This is a genomic window from Streptomyces sp. NPDC026538 (assembly GCF_055567535.1).
The window spans coordinates 94,240-110,879 of sequence record NZ_JBVHQG010000019.1 but is presented as its reverse complement, the minus strand read 5'-3'; the positions used below and the strand labels follow the sequence as shown (position 1 = coordinate 110,879).

Genomic DNA, 16,640 nt, shown 5'->3' with positions numbered 1-16,640 from the left:
CCAGGAGCCGTACAGGGCCCGCTCGCGCTCGACGAGCAGCGGCAACGGCTCGGAGCAGGTGACCAGTTCCCGCAGCGGATACCGGGTCAGGATCTCGTCGACCTCGGGGGCCAGCGCGTTCGCGAGACGGGTGTGCAGGGGGAGGGTGTCGTCGCCCAGGGCCCGGGCAGCCGCCACGACCCGTTCGCGCTCCGGTCCCGCGGGCATCCGGGCGGCCGCGCGCGCGTACAGTTCGGCGCCCTCCTCCAGGACGAGGCCGGTGTCGATGCCCGCCGGGATCTTCACCCGGGCGTGCCGCCGCCAGGTGGTGAGCGGGGCACTCCAGGCCTCGACGTGATACGTCCAACGGCCTGGTTTCCCGTCGACGGTGACCTCGGCGCCCCAGCGGTCGGTACCGCGCACCAGCTCCCGCATCGGGGTCCAGGGACCGGGCCGGCCCTCGGGGTCGCACAGCACCACATTGGCGCCGACGGCGTCATGACCCTCGCGGAAGACGGTCGCGGTGACCCGGAAGGTCTCGCCGGGGACCGCCTTCGCCGGACGCCCGCCGCCGTCCACGGCCGGTTGCACGTCACGCACCGGAACACGGCCGATGGCCTCTGTCGCCTTCATGGGTCTCACCTCCGCCGTGCGCGGAGCCGGGCCGGTGGCCCGGCTCCGCGGTCCGTAGTGCGCGGGCGGACGAGGTGTCCTCCCGCGGGGTCCGCCTGCGGATCACTGCCGCGCGGAACTCCGGTCCGAGGGCGGACCCCGCCGGACCTTCCCGCTCAGCTGGGGCCGCCCGCCCTGTTCCCGCAGATAGGTGACGAGGCTGGTGCGCAGATAGCGCTCGGCCGCCTCCACCGCCTCCCGGGCGCAGCGCTTGCCCATCAGCACACACAGCGTGTAGCCCGAGTCCTCGAAGGTGGACCGCACCTCGCGGTCCTGCGGCGAGGCGAGCATGACGCGCTCCCACGCCCGGTAGCGCCGCAGCTGCCGGGCCACCTCGGCCTTCGCGGGTAGCAGCATGGCCGTGTCTTTCCTTCCGACGCTCTCGAGTGGGCACGTGTCCCCGACGGTCGGGGAGCGTCCGGGCACGGAAGGGCACGGAGCCGTTACGGCGAATCGAGGCTTTCACTCATGGTGCACGGCTGACGACGGAGCGTCTTGTTGGATCTTCAACCACCCCACGCGCCTCTCGTGTTGCACGAATGGCGTAGCGCCCGCACTGTGGGAGGTGACTCAGAAGCGATCAGTGCTCACGCTACGCGTCGGGAACGGATTTCCGGACGGGTGAGGGGAGCGGGAGCCGCGCCGGGTGAGGAGCCAGCGACAATGAAGACCGCAGTGCCCTGCTACTACCACCTCGACGTGGAGGTCAGCCCGGAACGGGTGGGACAGGTCAGCCGCATTTTGGCCGCCCATCTGCGCTACTGGGACCTCGACAACCTCGTGGACCCCGTCTGCCGCGGTGTCGAACTGCTGCTGACCGCCATCGACCAGCACGCGACGGACAAGCACACGTCCATCGAGATGTGGTGGAACGGGCAGCACCTCATCACCGCCATCGGTGACGACGACCGTGATCTGCGCCCCGATCAGGACCTGCGGTCGTGCCTGGCGCACCTCGCCGCCACCAGCGACGGCTGGGGGTGCTGTGCCCCGGAGACCGGCAGCAAGATCATCTGGTTCTCGCAGCGAGCCCGGTCCGGTGAGCGCGTCCCGCTGGTCAGGACCGCGCCGGCGCCCAGCCTGCGCCGGACGCTCCGGGTGCCCCGCGCCGTCCCCGTCGCCCAATTGGCCGCATCCGCCGAAGGCGTTCTGGAGGGCGCCCGGTGACGGCTCGGAAGTCCCGGAAAGGGGTGCCCGTATGGAGCGGGCACCCCTACCCGTTGGGCGCCTCCTTCGACGGACAGGGCACCAACTTCGCCCTGTTCAGCGAGGTCGCCGAGCGGGTCGAGCTGGTCCTGGTGAACGACGCCGGCACCCAGCGGCCGGTGCCGCTGACCGAGGTCGACGGCTTCGTCTGGCACGCCTACCTGCCCGGCGTCGGGCCCGGGCAGCGCTACGGCTACCGGGTCACCGGCCCCTGGGACCCGGAGGTCGGCCACCGGTGCAATCCGGCGAAGCTGCTCCTGGACCCGTACGCCCGGGCGGTCGACGGCCAGATCGACAACCACGCGTCCCTGTACGAGCGCACACCGGGCGGGCCGGCCCCGGCCGACAGCGCCGGGCACTCCATGCTCGGCGTGGTCACCGACCCCTACTTCGACTGGGGCGACGACCGGCCGCCCCGGCGGGCCTACTCCGACTCGGTGATCTACGAGGCCCATGTCCGCGGCCTCACCCGCACCCATCCGGAGGTACCCGAACGGCTCCAGGGCAGCTACGCCGGTCTCGCGCACCCGGCCGTCATCGAGCACCTGACCTCGCTCGGTGTCACGGCGGTCGAGCTGATGCCGGTCCACCAGTTCGTGCAGGACGGGGTGTTGCAGGACCGGGGCCTGTCCAACTACTGGGGCTACAACACCATCGGCTTCTTCGCCCCGCACCACGCCTACGCCGCCTTCGGCAGCCGGGGCCAGCAGGTCAACGAGTTCAAGGCGATGGTCAAGGCGCTGCACGCGGCCGGCCTCGAAGTGATCCTCGACGTGGTCTACAACCACACCGCCGAGGGCAACGAGATGGGCCCCACGCTGTCCTTCCGGGGCATCGACAACGCCTCCTACTACCGGCTGGTCGACGGCGACTGGGCGCACTACTACGACACCACCGGCACCGGCAACAGCCTGCTGATGCGCCACCCCTACGTCCTCCAGCTGATCATGGACTCGCTGCGGTACTGGGTGACCGAGATGCATGTCGACGGCTTCCGCTTCGACCTCGCCGCCACCCTGGCGCGGCAGTTCCACGAGGTGGACCGGCTGTCGGCGTTCTTCGACCTGATCCAGCAGGACCCGGTGATCAGCCGGGTGAAGCTCATCGCCGAGCCCTGGGACGTGGGCGAAGGCGGCTACCAGGTCGGCAACTTCCCGCCGCTGTGGTCGGAGTGGAACGGCAAGTACCGGGACGCCGTACGGGACTTCTGGCGGGCGGAGCCGGGTTCGCTCGGCGAGTTCGCCTCCCGGCTCACCGGCTCCTCCGACCTGTACCAGCACCGGGGGCGCCGGCCGCGCGCGAGCGTCAACTTCGTCACCGCGCACGACGGTTTCACCCTGCGCGACCTGGTGTCGTACAACGACAAGCACAACCAGGCCAACGGCGAGAACAACCGGGACGGCGAGAGCCACAACCGGTCCTGGAACTGCGGCGCCGAGGGCGACACCAAGGACCCGGCCGTCCTCGAACTCCGGGCCCGTCAGCAGCGCAACTTCCTCTCCACCCTGCTGCTGTCCCAGGGCATCCCGATGCTCAGCCACGGCGACGAACTCGGCCGCACCCAGCGCGGCAACAACAACGCCTACTGCCAGGACAACGAGGTCTCCTGGACCGACTGGGAACTCACCGAGGAGCAGCGGACGCTGTGCGACTTCAGCCGGTACGTCATCGGGCTGCGCGCCGCCCACCCGGTGCTGCGCCGGCGCCGCTTCTTCCGCGGCGAGACCGCCGTGCACCGCGGACAGCCGCTGCCCGACCTGGTCTGGCTGCTGCCCGACGCCAGCGAGATGACCGACCAGGACTGGGAGCGTCCCGACGCGCACTCGGTCGGTGTCTTCCTCAACGGCGACGCCATCGCCGAACGCGACCCCTACGGCCGACGCCTGGTCGACGACTCGTTCCTGCTGCTCCTCAACAGCTTCTGGGAACCGGTCGACTTCCGGCTGCCCGACGACTCCTACGGGGAGCGCTGGACGGCCCTCATCGACACCGCCGAACCCGACGGCATCCCCGACGAACGTGAGCGCAAGGCGGGGACCAGGCTGCGTGCCGAGGCCCGCAGCCTGGTCCTGCTGTCCCGGCCCTCCCGCGGCAAGGGCTGAGGAACCGGAGGGATCAGGGACGCAAGGGGCGCGCGGTCACGGTGAACTGCGCCCCGTCCGGGTCGCGCAGAATGGCCTCGGTGTCCTTCTCCTGCAGGACGCTGCCGCCGTGCTTCTCGGCCGCGCGGGCGCACTCGCCGACGTCGTTGGCCGCGAAGTGGATCTGCCAGTGCGGCCGTACGGTGGGATCGGGGGCCGCCTCCACCGCCCCGGAGTCGATCCGGGCCACGGCGTCGCCCCGGCTGCGCAGTACGACCTCGCCGCCGTCGTACTCGACCTCGCAGCAGCCCTCTTTGTCGGAGGCCCAGCCGAGCACCTCGCCGTAGAAGATCGCCGAGTCGAAGGCGTTGCGGGTGTGCAGGCGGATGAAGGTGGGTGCGGCCTGCCGCCAGATCTCCCAGTTGGAGACCAGCTGGCCCTCCCAGATGCCGAAGATCGCCCCGTCCCGGTCCGCGAGCAGCGCCGCACGGCCGGGCGGGAAGGACAGCGGCCCCACCGCCGGCGTGCCGCCGCGCTCACGGGCCCGGGCGACCGCCTCGTCCGCGTTCTCGACGGCGAAGTACGGCGTCCAGGCCACCGCCATCTGCCACATCGCGGCGACCGCGGCGATGCCCGCGACCGGCACCCCGTCCGCCAGGGCGATCCGGAAGTGGTCGCCGAGCCGGACACTGCGCCATCGCCAGCCGAGTACGGCGCTGTAGAAGTCCTCGGTCGTCTGCAGGTCGCGGCTGGTCAGGCTCACCCAGCACGGGGCGCCGAATACCGAGTGCGTGGAGACGATCTCTCGCTCCTTCTTCACGGGGCCGGGGGCAGGCGTGTCGTTGTTCATGGCACTCGCGTCCTGGGGTCGGGGCCGGCCGGGGGAACCGGTCTGACACCAGTCTCCAACCGGAGGCGGCCGGGCTGCCTGCCGAGTACCCCGGAGGCACTCCGCCAGGCGAGTGACGACGACGGTGGAGCGGGCGAGGGCGAGGTGGACTCGGTCCTCCACCGGGGCGATGCCCGCCGAGATCCGTGCCGAACTGCACGGCGCCCCCGACCGGCGGGCCTACGCGGATTCCCGGCGCACCGTCCGGGTGGGGGTGGGACTCAGCCCGCCTCGGCGAGCAGCTCCTCGCGCAGCCGCTCGAAGCAGGCGGTGAGCAGACGGGACACGTGCATCTGCGACACGCCGAGCTGCTCGGCGATCCGGCTCTGTGTCATACCGCGGAAGAACCGCAGGTAGAGGATGAGCCGGTCGCGCTCGGGAAGGCTCTGCAGGCAGGGCTCGGCAGCGGTGCGGTCGACGACCAGATCGTAGCCGGGGTCAGGGCCGCCCAATGTGTCACCGAGCGCGTAGCCGTCGGCGCCGGACACCTCGGCGTCCAGCGACAGCGCCGAGAAGCAGTCCAGGGCCTCCATCCCGGCCCGCACCTCGCTCTCGGTGAGCTGGGCCCACTCCGCGATCTCGGCGACGGTGGGCATGCCGCCCGGGGAGGTCTGGTCCAGCTCCTTGAGGGCGACACGGACCCGGTTGCGCAGTTCCTGGACCCGGCGCGGCACGTGCAGGGTCCACATGTGGTCACGGAAGTGGCGCTTGATCTCGCCGGTGATCGTCGGCACGGCGTACGCCTCGAAGGCCCGCCCGCGCGCCGGGTCGTAGTGGTCGACAGCCTTGACCAGCCCCAGCGCGGCGACCTGGCAGAGGTCCTCCAGGGCCTCCCCGCGGCCACGGAACCGTACGGCGATCCGCTCGGCCATGGGCAGCCAGAGCTCGACCAGCTCGTCCCGCAGGGCCCGGCGTTCCGGGCCCTCGGGCAGCCCGGCCAGCCGCACGAAGTCCGCTGCCGTGTCGGGGGCGTCGTCGTGTGGATGGGGCTTGGTGGTGATGGTGGCGGTGGTGGCACGCATGGGGCGCACCTCCCTCAACGGGTGCTGTGTGGACGGACACCGTGGGAGGAACGCACCTCGGACCCCGGGGAGAACACGGGGGCACCGGCGGAAGGCGGCTCCCACGCACGTGCCTCCGGTCCGAAGCACTGAGAAGCAGATGCCCCAAATGGGGTAAATCCAAACAATCCGCCCGGAAGGGCGAGATTGCTCTCACTGCTTCGGCCTCTGGGGTCTTGACCGTCCCTTGGGTGGGATTACCTCTGTAGCAGAGGTAATCTTCCAGGTGTGAAATCGGAGACGTTCCCGGAAGAGCTGGCCGACGCACTCGTCGGGATCCAGCGGCTGATCCGCCGCCGACTACGCCGCGGGCTCGCGCTGCCCCGGCTGCGCGGTGCCGAGGTGGAGCTGCTGCGGCTGGTCGAGGGGCGGCCCGGGATCGGCATCTCGGACGCGGCCAAGGAGCTGTACCTGGCGAGCAACTCGGTGTCGACCCTCGTCAACCAGCTGGCCAGGGACGGCTTCCTGCTCCGCGAGACCGACCCCGCAGACCGCCGGGCCGCCCGGCTGCTGCTGACCGAGGCCGCCGAGAAGCGGCTCGCCGACTGGCAGCGGCGCCGCGCGGACCTGGTCGTGAGCCATGTGTCGCGGCTCGACGAGGCGGACCGCGCGGCGCTCGAGGCCGCGCTTCCGGCGCTGCGCAAGCTGGCCGTCACCCTGCACGAGGAGGCCGAGGAATCATGACGCCGGACACCACCGCAGTCGCCTGCACAGGGCTCTCCTACACCTTCGGGGAGACGAGGGCCGTGGACGGGCTCGACCTGACCGTCGGCGAGGGCGAGGTCTTCGGACTGCTCGGCCCCAACGGCGCCGGCAAGACCACCGCCATCCGCTGCATCACCACCCTGCTTCCGGTCCCCGCCGGGATGGTCCGCGTCTTCGGCCATGACACCGGCCGGGAGCGGATGGCCGTCCGCAGACTGCTCGGCTACGTCCCCCAGCAGCTGTCCGCCGACAGCGGGCTCACCGGACGCGAGAACGTCGCCCTGTTCGCCCGGGTCTTCGACGTCCCCCGACGCGAGCGCGCCGAGCGGGTCGCACAGGCGCTGGAGGCCGTCGACCTCGCCGACGCCGCCGACCGGCTCGCCGGCACCTACTCCGGCGGTATGGTCCGCCGGCTGGAACTGGCCCAGGCCCTGGTCAGCGCGCCCCGGCTGCTGATCCTCGACGAGCCGACCATCGGCCTCGACCCGATCGCCCGCACCGGCGTGTGGGACCAGATCAACGCCGTGCGCGAAGCCACCGGCATGACCGTCCTGGTCACCACCCACTACATGGACGAGGCCGACCAGCACTGCGGCCGGGTCGGGCTGATGCACCGGGGCCGGATCCGCGCCCTGGGCACCCCCGACGAGCTCCGGCGCGGCCTCGCCGAACGCCAGGGCACCGACACCCTGCCCACCCTCGAAGACGTCTTCCGCGACGTGGCCGGCAGCGGCCTCGACGACCAGTCAGGAGGTTTCCGCGATGTCCGAAGCACCCGCCGCACCGCGAACCGCGTCGGCTGAGCGCACGCCGGCAGCATCCCTGCTGCTGACGCCGCCCCAGCCGCGCTCCGGGTGGCGGCTGCTGCCGGCCCGGGTCGTCGCCATGTGCGCCGTCGAGCTGCAGAAGCTCCGCCACGACCGCACCGAGCTCTACACCCGGGCGATACAGCCCGCCCTGTGGCTGCTGATCTTCGGGCAGACCTTCACCCGGATCAAGGCGATACCGACCGGCGGCATCCCCTACATCGACTACCTCGCGCCCGGCATCATCGCCCAGTCCGCGATGTTCATCGCGATCTTCTACGGCATCCAGATCATCTGGGAGCGTGACGCCGGCATCCTCAACAAGCTTCTCGTCACCCCCACCCCGCGCTCGGCCCTCATCACCGGCAAGGCCTTCGCGGCCGGGGTGAAGTCCCTGATCCAGGCCGTCGTGGTGATCGTCATCGCCGCGATCCTCGGGGTCTCGCTCACCTGGAACCCGCTGAAGCTGCTCGGGGTCGGGCTGGCCGTCGTCCTCGCCTCCGCGTTCTTCTCCTGCCTGTCCATGAGCATCGCGGGCATCGTCCTCAGCCGCGACCGGCTGATGGGCATCGGGCAGGCGATCACCATGCCGCTGTTCTTCGGCTCCAACGCCCTCTACCCGGTGGCGATCATGCCCGGATGGCTCCAGGTGGTCAGCAAGATCAACCCGCTGAGCTACCAGGTCGACGCCCTGCGCGGGCTGCTGCTCGGCACGCCCTCACACCTCGGCCTCGACTTCGCCGTGCTGGCGGTCGCCGCCGCCCTCGGCATCACCGCGGCCTCCTCGCTGCTCGGCCGGCTGGCCCGCTGAGCCGGCCGCAGGGCGGACGGACGCCGACGTGATGTGCGGCACGCGGCCGCGACCCGCCCCGGGCCCCCGGGGCGGGATAACCGCTGCGCAACGCTTGATCAGCGATCAAAGCGGGCGAACCCCCTGGCCACAGCGCATTCCGCTCATTTGACAGTGCGCTGAGCGCACAGATAAACAGCGGGGGTCGAGAGGGGCACTGTGTACGAGCCGAACGTGGTCGGGGACTGGCACGAGTACGACGAGCATGCCGGTCTGCGGGTCCGCGTCCACCGCCTGGAGGAGTCCGAGCCGCCGCGCGGCCGGGACGACGCCGCGGCCGGGCTGACGTACTTCAGTGCCCGGGTGACCATCGAGAACCGCGGCTCCCGCCACTTCGGCGTCCAACTGGAGGACGGCCAGATCGACGTCCGGGTCGGCCCCGACGGCGAGGGCGCGTTCATCGACTGGCGCAACTCCCAGTTCATCGAGGGCTTCGACGTCTACCCGCTGCGCCGCGCCACCGCCGTCCTCTACGCCGCCGGCCCTGAGGCCGCCCTGACCCAGGTGGACATCCAGGTCCACCTGCGTGTCGACGAGGAGTGGACGGAACGCCGGCTGTGGGCGGGCGGCATCGGCGTGCTGGAGTCGACCACCGCCGCGGCCTGCCAGAGCGCCGCCCCGGGCAGCCTGGCCCACCAGGTGACCGCCTTCCTCAAGGACCAGACCGAACCCGGCCCGACTACTCCCTGAGCCACAACGCGCCCCGGAAGGGGCGCGGGGCTGCATTGAATGTGCGGCTACCGCCGTGTGGGCGCGAGCACCCCCCACGCGCCCGCAGCCGAACCACGACACAACCCGGCGCCGTCCAGCGGAGCGCTCAGTGCGGGATCCCGTCGATGATCTCGCGGGCGCCCTGGCGCAGGAGGGCCACGGCGACCGAGGTGCCGAGCGTGGCCGGGTCGAGCCGGCCCGCCCACTCGTGCGCGTTCAGCCGGGTCTTGCCGTCCGGGGTGAACACACAGGCGCGCAGCGACAGCTCACCGCCGCCGTCGACCCGGGCGTAGCCGGCGATCGGGCTGTTGCAGTGGCCCTGGAGCACGTGCAGGAACATCCGCTCGGCGGTGGCCTCCCGGTAGGTGTCCGGGTCACCGAGCCCACTGACCACGTCGATCAGCTCGGAGTCGCCCTCCCGGCACTGCAGGGCGAGGATGCCCGCGCCGATCGGCGGCATCATCGCCTCCGGGTCCAGCACCTCGGTGATCACGTCCATGCGGTCGATCCGCTCCAGGCCCGACATCGCCACCAGCAGCGCGTCGGCCTCGCCGGCGGCCAGCTTCTCCAGCCGCCGGTTGACGTTGCCCCGGAAGGGCACGCACTCCAGATGCGGGTGGGTGGCCGACAGCTGGGCGACCCGGCGGACCGCGGAGGTGCCGATCCGGGTACCCGGCGGCAGCTCGTCCAGGGTCAGGCCGCCCGGGTGGACGAGAGCGTCACGGATATCGTCCCGCTTCAGGAACGCCGCGAACACCGTGCCGGCGGGCAACGGCCGGTCCGCCGGCACGTCCTTCACGCAGTGCACGGCCAGATCCGCCTCGCCGGCCAGCAGCGCGGCGTCCACTTCCTTGGTGAACGCCCCCTTGCCCTCCACCTGCGACAGATCGCCCAGCCACTTGTCGCCCGTCGTCTTCACCGGCACGACCTCGGTGCGCACCTGCGGATGAAGAGCGGCCAACTCGGCCCGGACCCGGGCCACCTGAGCGAGCGCCATCGGAGAGTCGCGGGAGACGATACGGATCAACTCTGGCACGGACATGGGGACACGATAGACCTTCGTGCCGACCGCGTATTCCGACATGCTGTCGGCCGCCGCGCACGGCCACCGCGGCCGGGCCGGGTGCCGTGCGCGGCGGGCGACGGGTACGCCGCAGGTCACGGCGCCCGGCCGGGCGCCGGGGGTCAGGCGGCCGGGTCGAAGGTGATTCCCGACGGCTTGGCCGAGCTGAGGTGGGAGGCGAAACTCGCGTCCTTGAGGCCGAAGTTGGCGCTACCGAAGTCGTAGGCGCTCAGCTTGTCGCGCAGGCCTGCCGGATAGCCGTTCCAGCCGACCAGCGGCGGGTACTGCCAGGTGCCCTTGTGGTTCTCCGGCGGCTCGTCGTTGGAGTTGGCCAGCCGGAAGCAGTGCGTGCTGACGCCGTCCTTGTGGTAGACGATCTTCGCGTGGGTGCCGTCGAAGCGGACCTCGGACGCCGCGTGAACGGTGAACGAGCCGTGGTTGGACGTCGACACGTACTTGATCTGGCCGCTCTGCACCCACACCACGACGTGCTCCCAGTCGTGCCGGTGCCCGCCGATGCTGCTGCCCGCTATCGCCTGGTCCTTCTCGAAGTACAGGCCGTAAAGGTAGGCGCACCAGCCGTTGTTGCACTTGTAGCGCGAGTAGCTGTTGGTGTTGTCGAGGTCGGAGGCGTCCCGGCACGAACCGTTGAGCGCGCCGGTCGGGTTGAGGCCGCCGTTGACCGTGCCGTCGGGGCCGATCGCGGGCGTCGGATAGCAGCCGTCGGTGTCGTAGTCGAAGGCCGGCTGGTAGGTCTTCTCGACGGTCTCGGCGTTGGCGGGCAGCGCCTGCGGCGGGGCGGCGAAGGCGGCGGCGGGGAAGGCGACGACCAGGGCGGCGGCTCCGGCGAGTCCGGTCAGCCATCTACGGCGACCGATGCGGAACGTCCGTGACGACACGGGGGGCCTCCAACTGCTGTGGGGGGAAGGGACGTTCAGCTTCCCCTTCGGTCAAGACCTTGCCAAGACGGCCTGGGCGTCCCGCCGGTGAAGCCCCGCCCAACAGTCGGTCGGTGTCGCCGGATCAGCGCCGGGTCGGTATGCGCCGGATCAGCGCCGGCGACGGTCAGTCGACGCCGGCCGGCAGGTCCGCCGCGGACTCCTCCGGCGTGAGGTCCGGGCGCAGCCGCAGCCAGGACGGCTGGCGCAGCAGTCCGGCCCGGGTGCGGGTGCTGTAGTTGACCTCGCCGACCAGCCGGGGCAGCACCCAGTGCGCGCCCGGCACCGGCGGGACCGGGTCGAAGGGGCACGCGTCGGTGCCGGCGACCCGCAGCAGCGCGGCCAGTTCGGTCCGTTCCGCCTCGCTCCAGCCGGTGCCCACCCCGCCGACGTACCGCAGCCGCCCGTCGGCGGACCGCTGGCCGACCAGTACCGCGCCCGGCAGCCCGGTCAGGCGCCCCTTGCCCGGCAGCCAGCCGCCGACGATCACGTCCTCGGCGCGCATGTTCCGGATCTTGATCCAGGCACGGGACCGCACCCCCGGCTCGTACGGCGAGTCCAGCCGCTTGCAGACCAGACCCTCGAGGCCGTGCTCCCGGGTGGCCCGCAGCGCCTCGGCGCCGTGTCCGACGACGGCCCCGGGCGTCGACCAGTAGGGGCCGTCGAGCCCCAGCGACTCGAGCCGGGTGCGCCGCTGCGCGTAGGGCACCCGCAGCAGCGGGCCGCCCTCCAGGTGCAGCACGTCGAACAGCACCAGATGGACCGGGACCCGGGCCGCCATCCGCGCCGCCCGAGCCGGGGCGTGGGCCAGACCCATCCGGCTCTGCAGCAGCTGGAAGTCGGCGCGCCCGTGCTCGTCGAGGGCCAGCACCTCGCCGTCCAGGACCGCCGGAACCCTTCCCAGCATCGCGCCCAGCGGGCGCAGTTCGGGATAGGCGGCGGTGATGTCCTCACCGGACCGGGCGCGCAGCCGCAGACCGCCGTCACCGGGCAGATAGAGGACCGCGCGCTGGCCGTCCTGCTTGGTCTCGTACGCCCACCGGGCGTCCTGCGCGGCGGGCGGCAGCCTGCCGGGCGTGGCGAGCATCGGCGGGATCAGCGGCAGGGCGGTGGTCACGGCAGGAGATGTGAACCGTGTACGGCAGCGGCACGCGTCCCGCGGCGCCGGTTCCCCCGAACAGCCGTCAGGAGCCCCTCGCCGGGGGCCCGCAACCGCACCGACCCGTCTGGTGGGTCATCACGATGAGTTGGGCCCGGCCGCGGGTGTCCGGCCTGGTCATCGCCCGGTGGATGTGAGGGGCTGTGCGGGTACGCCGGATGGGGGCCCGTGGAGCGGGCCGCCCCCGAAGGCACGGCCCGCTCCCTGCCCGGTCGCTCAGTGCACCGACTCGGCCGCGGGCTCGGCCGGGGCCGAGCCGGGCTCCGCGTCCACAGGCCGGCGGCCGGGCAGGAAGGAGGCGAGGACGAAGGCCAGCACGGCCGCGCCCGCACCGACCGCCATGACGACCTTGAACGCGTTCTCGGAAGGCAGCGTGGCGCCGCCGAGGCTGATGGTCAGCTGCGCCAGGATCACACCGGCGACGGCGCTGGCCACCGACGTACCGATGGACCGCATCAGCGTGTTGAGGCTGTTGGCGGCGGCCGTCTCCGACGCCGGGACGGCGCCCATGATCAGCGCGGGCATCGCGCCGTAGGCGAAGCCGACACCGGCGCCGATGATGCAGGAGACCAGGATCAGGTGCCAGACCTCGGACATCAGGACGATGTTCAGGCCGTAGCCCGCGGCGACGATCACCGCGCCGGTCATCAGCGTGATCTTCGGGCCCCTGGCCTTGGTGATGGCGGCGGAGACCGGGGCGAAGGCCATCATGACCAGACCCTGCGGGGCCATCACCAGACCGACGGTCATCATCGACCTGCCGAGGCCGTAGCCGGTCTGGGCCGGCAGCTGGAGCAGCTGCGGCAGCACCAGGGACATCGCGAACATCGAGAAGCCGAACGCGATCGAGGCGAGGTTGGTGAAGAGCACCTGGCGGCGGACCGTGGTGCGCAGGTCGACCAGTGGCTGGGTGGTGCGCAGTTCGAAGAAGCCCCAGGCGACCAGGACCACGACCGCGAGCGCGAACAGGCCGAGCGTGGTGCCGCTGGCCCAGCCCCAGTCGGCGCCCTTGGAGACGGCGAGCAGCAGCGAGACCAGGCCGACCGCCAGGCCCACGGCGCCGACCGCGTCGAATCGGCCGCCCGAGCGCACCTTGGACTCCGGCACCAGGAACAGGACCAGCGCGAACGCGACGACACCGAGGGCGGCCGAGGTCCAGAACAGCACATGCCAGTCGAAGTGGTCAGCGATGAAGGCCGCGGACGGCAGGCCCAGGGCGCCGCCGACGCCCAGCGACGCGCTCATCAGCGCCGTCGATCCCGCGAGACGCTCCGGCGGCAGCTCGTCGCGCATGATGCTGATGCCCAGCGGGACCACGGCGGCCGCCAGACCCTGGAGGGTCCGGCCGACGATCATCGGGACCAGCTCGTCGCTCAGCGCGCACACCACCGAGCCCGAGACCAGCAGCACCAGGCTGATCAGCAGCATCAGCCGCTTGCCGAACATGTCACCGATACGGCCGGCCACCGGGGTGGCCACGGCGGCGGCCAGCAGGGTCGCGGTCACCGCCCAGGCCGCGTTGGACGCGGAGGCGTCGAGGTACTTCGGCAGCTCCGGGACGATCGGGATCACGAGGGTCTGCATCAGCGAGACGGTGATACCGGCCAGGGCCAGCACCGCCACCACCGCGTTCGGATTGGGGCGTGCCGGTCTCGCGGACCCGGCGGACCGGGCAGGGGCTTCGGACATGGGAGAGGGCCTCCATAGGCGGAAACATGGCGGAAGAGGAGATGGCAGAACAGGGAGATGGCAGAACAGGGAGATGGCAGAACAGGGAGATGGCGGAACAGGGAGATGGCGGAACAGGGAGCGGCGCAAGGCGACACGGGGCGACACGGCGTACTTTAAGTCAGTCGCTTGACTTACCTTACTGGCAAGGGCGGCGGGCGCCGCGCGCCGCTGCCGCGTACGCTTTCCCGGCTGGACCTCGCCGCCCCGGGCGAGGCCCCGGTACGGCTCGCGGGACCGGCCGCACCGGGCGGTGCGCGGTCCCCGAGCGGTGGTGGGCATGGCGGGCAGGGCGGCGCGGGCGGAGCAGGCCGGCGCGACACGGGAGGCCATCCTGAGCACGGCGGAACGGCTCTTCGCCGAACAGGGCGTGTACGCCGTGTCCAACCGTCAGGTCAGCGAGGCCGCCGGCCAGGGCAACAACGCCGCCGTCGGCTACCACTTCGGCACCAAGGCCGACCTGGTCCGGGCGATCGCGGCCCGGCACTTCGACCGGATCGAGCAGATCCGGGTCCGCCTGCTGGCGGCGGCCGGTGACTCCGACGACGTCCGCGACCGGGTGGACTGCCTGGTCCGGCCGGTCACCGAACACCTCGCGAGCCTGGGCAGCCCCACCTGGTACGCCCGCTTCTGCGCCCAGGTGGCGACCGACCCGGCCCTCTACGAGATCATGGTCGAGGAGTCCCTCGCCTCGCCCTCGCTGCGCGAAGCCGTCGCCGGGCTCAGCCGGTGTCTGCCGGAACTGCCCCCCGAAGTCCGCGCCGAACGCGGCCAGATGGCGCGGACGCTGATCCTGCACACCTGCGCCGAACGCGAGCGCGCCCTCGCCGAGGGCACCGACACCCCCCGCGCCACCTGGAGCGACGCGGCCACCGGGCTCACCGACGCGCTCCTCGGGCTGTGGCTGGCGCCCGTCACCGCTACGCATCGAAGGTGACGACGACCTTCTCCGCGGCGCCCGGCGTGAGCGCCAGCTCGAAGGCGTGCCGGACCTCGGTGAACGGGACGCGGTGGCTGATCAGCTTCGCGAACCGCTCGTGGTGCTCGACCAGTTCGGGGGTGACCTCGAAGATCTCGGTCGGGTAGCCCTGCGAGGCGACCAGGGTCAGCTCGCTGCGCAGCATGCCGCCGAGATCGATCTCGCCCCTCTTCTGCACGGCGACCATGACCAGCCTGGCGTGCCACTTGGCGTTGGCCACCACGGTGTTGAAGACGGCGGGCGCACCGGCCGCGTCGATGAAGACGTCGGTGCCCGGGCGGGGCTGGCCCAGCGCGTTGGCGCTCTGCCCGTGCAGCTCGGTCAGCCGTGCGGTGACGTCCTCCTCTGCCGAGTTGACGACCGCGTCGGCGCCCACGGCCAGCGCCTTCTCCAGCCGGGCCGGGATGACGTCGGCGACGACCACGTGCCTGACGCCCCGCAGCTTCAGCCAGATCGCCGCGCCCAGCCCGATCGGTCCGGCGCCGAACACGACCACCTTGTCGTCGGGTCCGGCGGCGGAGCGGTTGACCGCGTGCCGGGAGACGGCCATCGGCTCGTTGAGGGAGGCGACCTCGAAGGGCACGGTGTCCGGGAAAACCGCGACACTCCGGCCGGCCTCGGCGTTCTCGATCAGCAGATACTCGCTCAGCGAGCCGTACCGGCCGCCGCAGCCGATGATCCCGGTGGGCGCGTCCTGCGGGTTCACGACCACCCGGTCGCCCACCTTCAGCCCCGTGACCTCGGCGCCTGCCTCGACGATCTCGCCGGCCGGCTCGTGGCCCAGGGCGATCGGGACCAGGTCGCCGCCCAGGTGGGCACGGGAGGGCATGCCGCCCATGTGCAGGAAGGTGACGTCGGTGCCGCAGATGCCACCCGCGCGGATCTTCAGCAGCACGTCCTTGGGGCCCGGTACGGGACGTTCGACGTCCCCGACCTCGATCCTGCCGACGCCGCCGGTCTGTACGGACTTCATCGTGGCCATGGGGTGACTCTCGCTTTCTGGGGGCTGAGGCGGGCGGGCGTCCGGCTTCGCCCGGCTGTGGTGCGACCGGGGAGGTGCCCTCGGGCCGGGTGTCGGGCCGGGGGGAGTGGGCCGGTGTCCCAGCCCGAGGGCGGCGCCGGTCCCCGTCCCCACGGGTCCGGCGCCAGGGCCTGTCCGCCGGCGCAGACCTTCGGGGCGGCCGCCGCTCAGTGGCGCCCCGGTTACTTGAGTTAGGCAAGCACATGTGGCTTACTTGAGTCAAGCAAGCGAATTGGCCGAGCATCGAACGAATGGGTCAGCCCATGTACGACAGCCTTCCGGCACCCCGACCGCCGGCCCGCGGCAGTGGGCAACGGCTCCTGGTCGCCGTCGGCGACCAGGACACCGCCGATCTCCTCACCACCACCCTGGAGCTGGCCGGCTACCGCATGCCCGCCGAGTACCGGCTGCTGCGCCACCTGCTCGTCAACGCCCGCAAGGTGCTGTCCAAGGAGCAGATCGGCCGGTACGTCTGGGGCGACTTCCGGGGCGACAACGCCATCGAGCAACTGGTCTCCCGGCTCCGGCGCAAGGTGAACCCGGGCGCGAACTGCTGCGCTACCTGAGCATCGTGCACAGCGGCCGGCGCCGTGCGGTCCTCGCGGACATCCAGGTCGCCGGACAGGTGATCAGGGCAGGCGAAGGCGTGATCATGGCCAGTGACATCGCCAACCGCGATCCCCAGGCCTTCCCCGACCCGGACCGGCTCGACCTGAGCCGCGACGCCCGCCGTCATGTCGCCTTCGGCTTCGGCGTCCACCAGTGCCTGGGCCAGCCGCTGGCCCTGATACG

Annotated in this window: 16 protein-coding genes and 2 pseudogenes; 9 read left to right on the top strand and 9 right to left on the bottom strand. The window is 71.7% G+C overall.

From position 1 onward, the window contains the following. Both ACZ4N4_RS44555 and ACZ4N4_RS44550 read right to left on the bottom strand, forming a co-directional pair. Positions 1-612, bottom strand: a 612-nt coding sequence (locus tag ACZ4N4_RS44555) for a maltotransferase domain-containing protein (protein ID WP_467600091.1), incomplete at its 3' end; no start/stop codon positions are given. A 102-nt stretch (positions 613-714) separates the two neighbouring features. Further along, positions 715-1,008: a DUF5133 domain-containing protein gene (locus tag ACZ4N4_RS44550; protein ID WP_453580364.1), complete on the bottom strand. Its 294-nt coding sequence runs from the start codon at positions 1,006-1,008 to the stop codon at positions 715-717. Positions 1,009-1,314: 306 nt separating this feature from the next. Here ACZ4N4_RS44550 and ACZ4N4_RS44545 point away from each other — a divergent pair, with 306 nt between their 5' ends. Both ACZ4N4_RS44545 and glgX read left to right on the top strand, forming a co-directional pair. Further along, positions 1,315-1,818 carry a pep a2 gene (locus ACZ4N4_RS44545; protein ID WP_453580367.1) on the top strand — a complete coding sequence of 168 codons (504 nt, stop codon included), beginning with the start codon at positions 1,315-1,317 and terminating at the stop codon, positions 1,816-1,818. Continuing rightward, complete coding sequence (gene glgX / locus ACZ4N4_RS44540; protein ID WP_467600088.1) at positions 1,815-3,959, top strand: glycogen debranching protein GlgX; 2,145 nt, start codon at positions 1,815-1,817, stop codon at positions 3,957-3,959. Before ACZ4N4_RS44545 ends, glgX begins: the two co-directional genes overlap by 4 nt. A gap of 13 nt (positions 3,960-3,972) precedes the next feature. Here the strand turns inward: glgX and ACZ4N4_RS44535 are convergent, their stop codons facing one another. Both ACZ4N4_RS44535 and ACZ4N4_RS44530 read right to left on the bottom strand, forming a co-directional pair. Next, positions 3,973-4,788 (bottom strand): VOC family protein, encoded by an 816-nt coding sequence (locus ACZ4N4_RS44535; protein WP_467600085.1) that lies wholly within the window; start codon positions 4,786-4,788, stop codon positions 3,973-3,975. A gap of 260 nt (positions 4,789-5,048) precedes the next feature. Beyond that, positions 5,049-5,849: an RNA polymerase sigma factor SigF gene (locus tag ACZ4N4_RS44530; RefSeq protein WP_467600082.1), complete on the bottom strand. Its 801-nt coding sequence runs from the start codon at positions 5,847-5,849 to the stop codon at positions 5,049-5,051. Positions 5,850-6,116: 267 nt separating this feature from the next. Here ACZ4N4_RS44530 and ACZ4N4_RS44525 point away from each other — a divergent pair, with 267 nt between their 5' ends. From ACZ4N4_RS44525 to ACZ4N4_RS44510, 4 genes are all read left to right on the top strand, one after another. Beyond that, on the top strand, positions 6,117-6,572 hold the full coding sequence (locus tag ACZ4N4_RS44525; RefSeq protein WP_467600079.1) for a MarR family winged helix-turn-helix transcriptional regulator: 456 nt from the start codon (positions 6,117-6,119) through the stop codon (positions 6,570-6,572). Further along, a complete protein-coding gene (locus tag ACZ4N4_RS44520) occupies positions 6,569-7,396 on the top strand; it encodes an ABC transporter ATP-binding protein (protein WP_450768359.1) in 828 nt (275 codons plus the stop codon). Before ACZ4N4_RS44525 ends, ACZ4N4_RS44520 begins: the two co-directional genes overlap by 4 nt. Further along, positions 7,356-8,210 (top strand): ABC transporter permease, encoded by an 855-nt coding sequence (locus ACZ4N4_RS44515; RefSeq protein ID WP_467600076.1) that lies wholly within the window; start codon positions 7,356-7,358, stop codon positions 8,208-8,210. The genes ACZ4N4_RS44520 and ACZ4N4_RS44515 overlap by 41 nt, the downstream gene beginning before the upstream one ends. A gap of 198 nt (positions 8,211-8,408) precedes the next feature. Continuing rightward, positions 8,409-8,939 (top strand): hypothetical protein, encoded by a 531-nt coding sequence (locus ACZ4N4_RS44510; protein ID WP_453580386.1) that lies wholly within the window; start codon positions 8,409-8,411, stop codon positions 8,937-8,939. A 127-nt stretch (positions 8,940-9,066) separates the two neighbouring features. On the opposite strand, the gene hemC is transcribed toward ACZ4N4_RS44510, so the two are convergent. The 4 genes from hemC to ACZ4N4_RS44490 form a co-directional block, all read right to left on the bottom strand. Continuing rightward, positions 9,067-10,002, bottom strand: coding sequence for a hydroxymethylbilane synthase (gene hemC, locus ACZ4N4_RS44505; protein ID WP_467600073.1), 936 nt, complete (start codon positions 10,000-10,002; stop codon positions 9,067-9,069). A gap of 143 nt (positions 10,003-10,145) precedes the next feature. Further along, on the bottom strand, positions 10,146-10,922 hold the full coding sequence (locus ACZ4N4_RS44500; protein WP_450768355.1) for an NPP1 family protein: 777 nt from the start codon (positions 10,920-10,922) through the stop codon (positions 10,146-10,148). Positions 10,923-11,088: 166 nt separating this feature from the next. Continuing rightward, the gene (locus tag ACZ4N4_RS44495) at positions 11,089-12,048 is read right to left on the bottom strand and encodes an ATP-dependent DNA ligase (RefSeq protein WP_467600104.1); all 960 of its coding nucleotides are present in this window, start codon (positions 12,046-12,048) and stop codon (positions 11,089-11,091) included. Between the two features lie 288 nt (positions 12,049-12,336). Beyond that, positions 12,337-13,809: an MFS transporter gene (locus tag ACZ4N4_RS44490; protein WP_467600070.1), complete on the bottom strand. Its 1,473-nt coding sequence runs from the start codon at positions 13,807-13,809 to the stop codon at positions 12,337-12,339. Between the two features lie 319 nt (positions 13,810-14,128). On the opposite strand from ACZ4N4_RS44490, the gene ACZ4N4_RS44485 reads away from it, so the two are divergent. Beyond that, positions 14,129-14,785: a TetR/AcrR family transcriptional regulator gene (locus ACZ4N4_RS44485; RefSeq protein WP_467600067.1), complete on the top strand. Its 657-nt coding sequence runs from the start codon at positions 14,129-14,131 to the stop codon at positions 14,783-14,785. Here the strand turns inward: ACZ4N4_RS44485 and ACZ4N4_RS44480 are convergent. Continuing rightward, positions 14,769-15,809, bottom strand: a complete 1,041-nt coding sequence (locus ACZ4N4_RS44480; RefSeq protein WP_467600064.1) for a zinc-dependent alcohol dehydrogenase — start codon at positions 15,807-15,809, stop codon at positions 14,769-14,771. The two genes, ACZ4N4_RS44485 and ACZ4N4_RS44480, sit on opposite strands and share 17 nt — an antisense overlap. 431 nt (positions 15,810-16,240) lie before the next feature. On the opposite strand from ACZ4N4_RS44480, the pseudogene ACZ4N4_RS44475 reads away from it, so the two are divergent. Next, positions 16,241-16,414, top strand: a pseudogene (locus ACZ4N4_RS44475) (winged helix-turn-helix domain-containing protein); the annotation flags it as partial. Further along, positions 16,396-16,632 (top strand): annotated as a pseudogene (locus ACZ4N4_RS44470) (cytochrome P450); the annotation flags it as partial. The pseudogenes ACZ4N4_RS44475 and ACZ4N4_RS44470, both read left to right, overlap by 19 nt. Between the last annotated feature and the right edge of the window lie 8 nt (positions 16,633-16,640).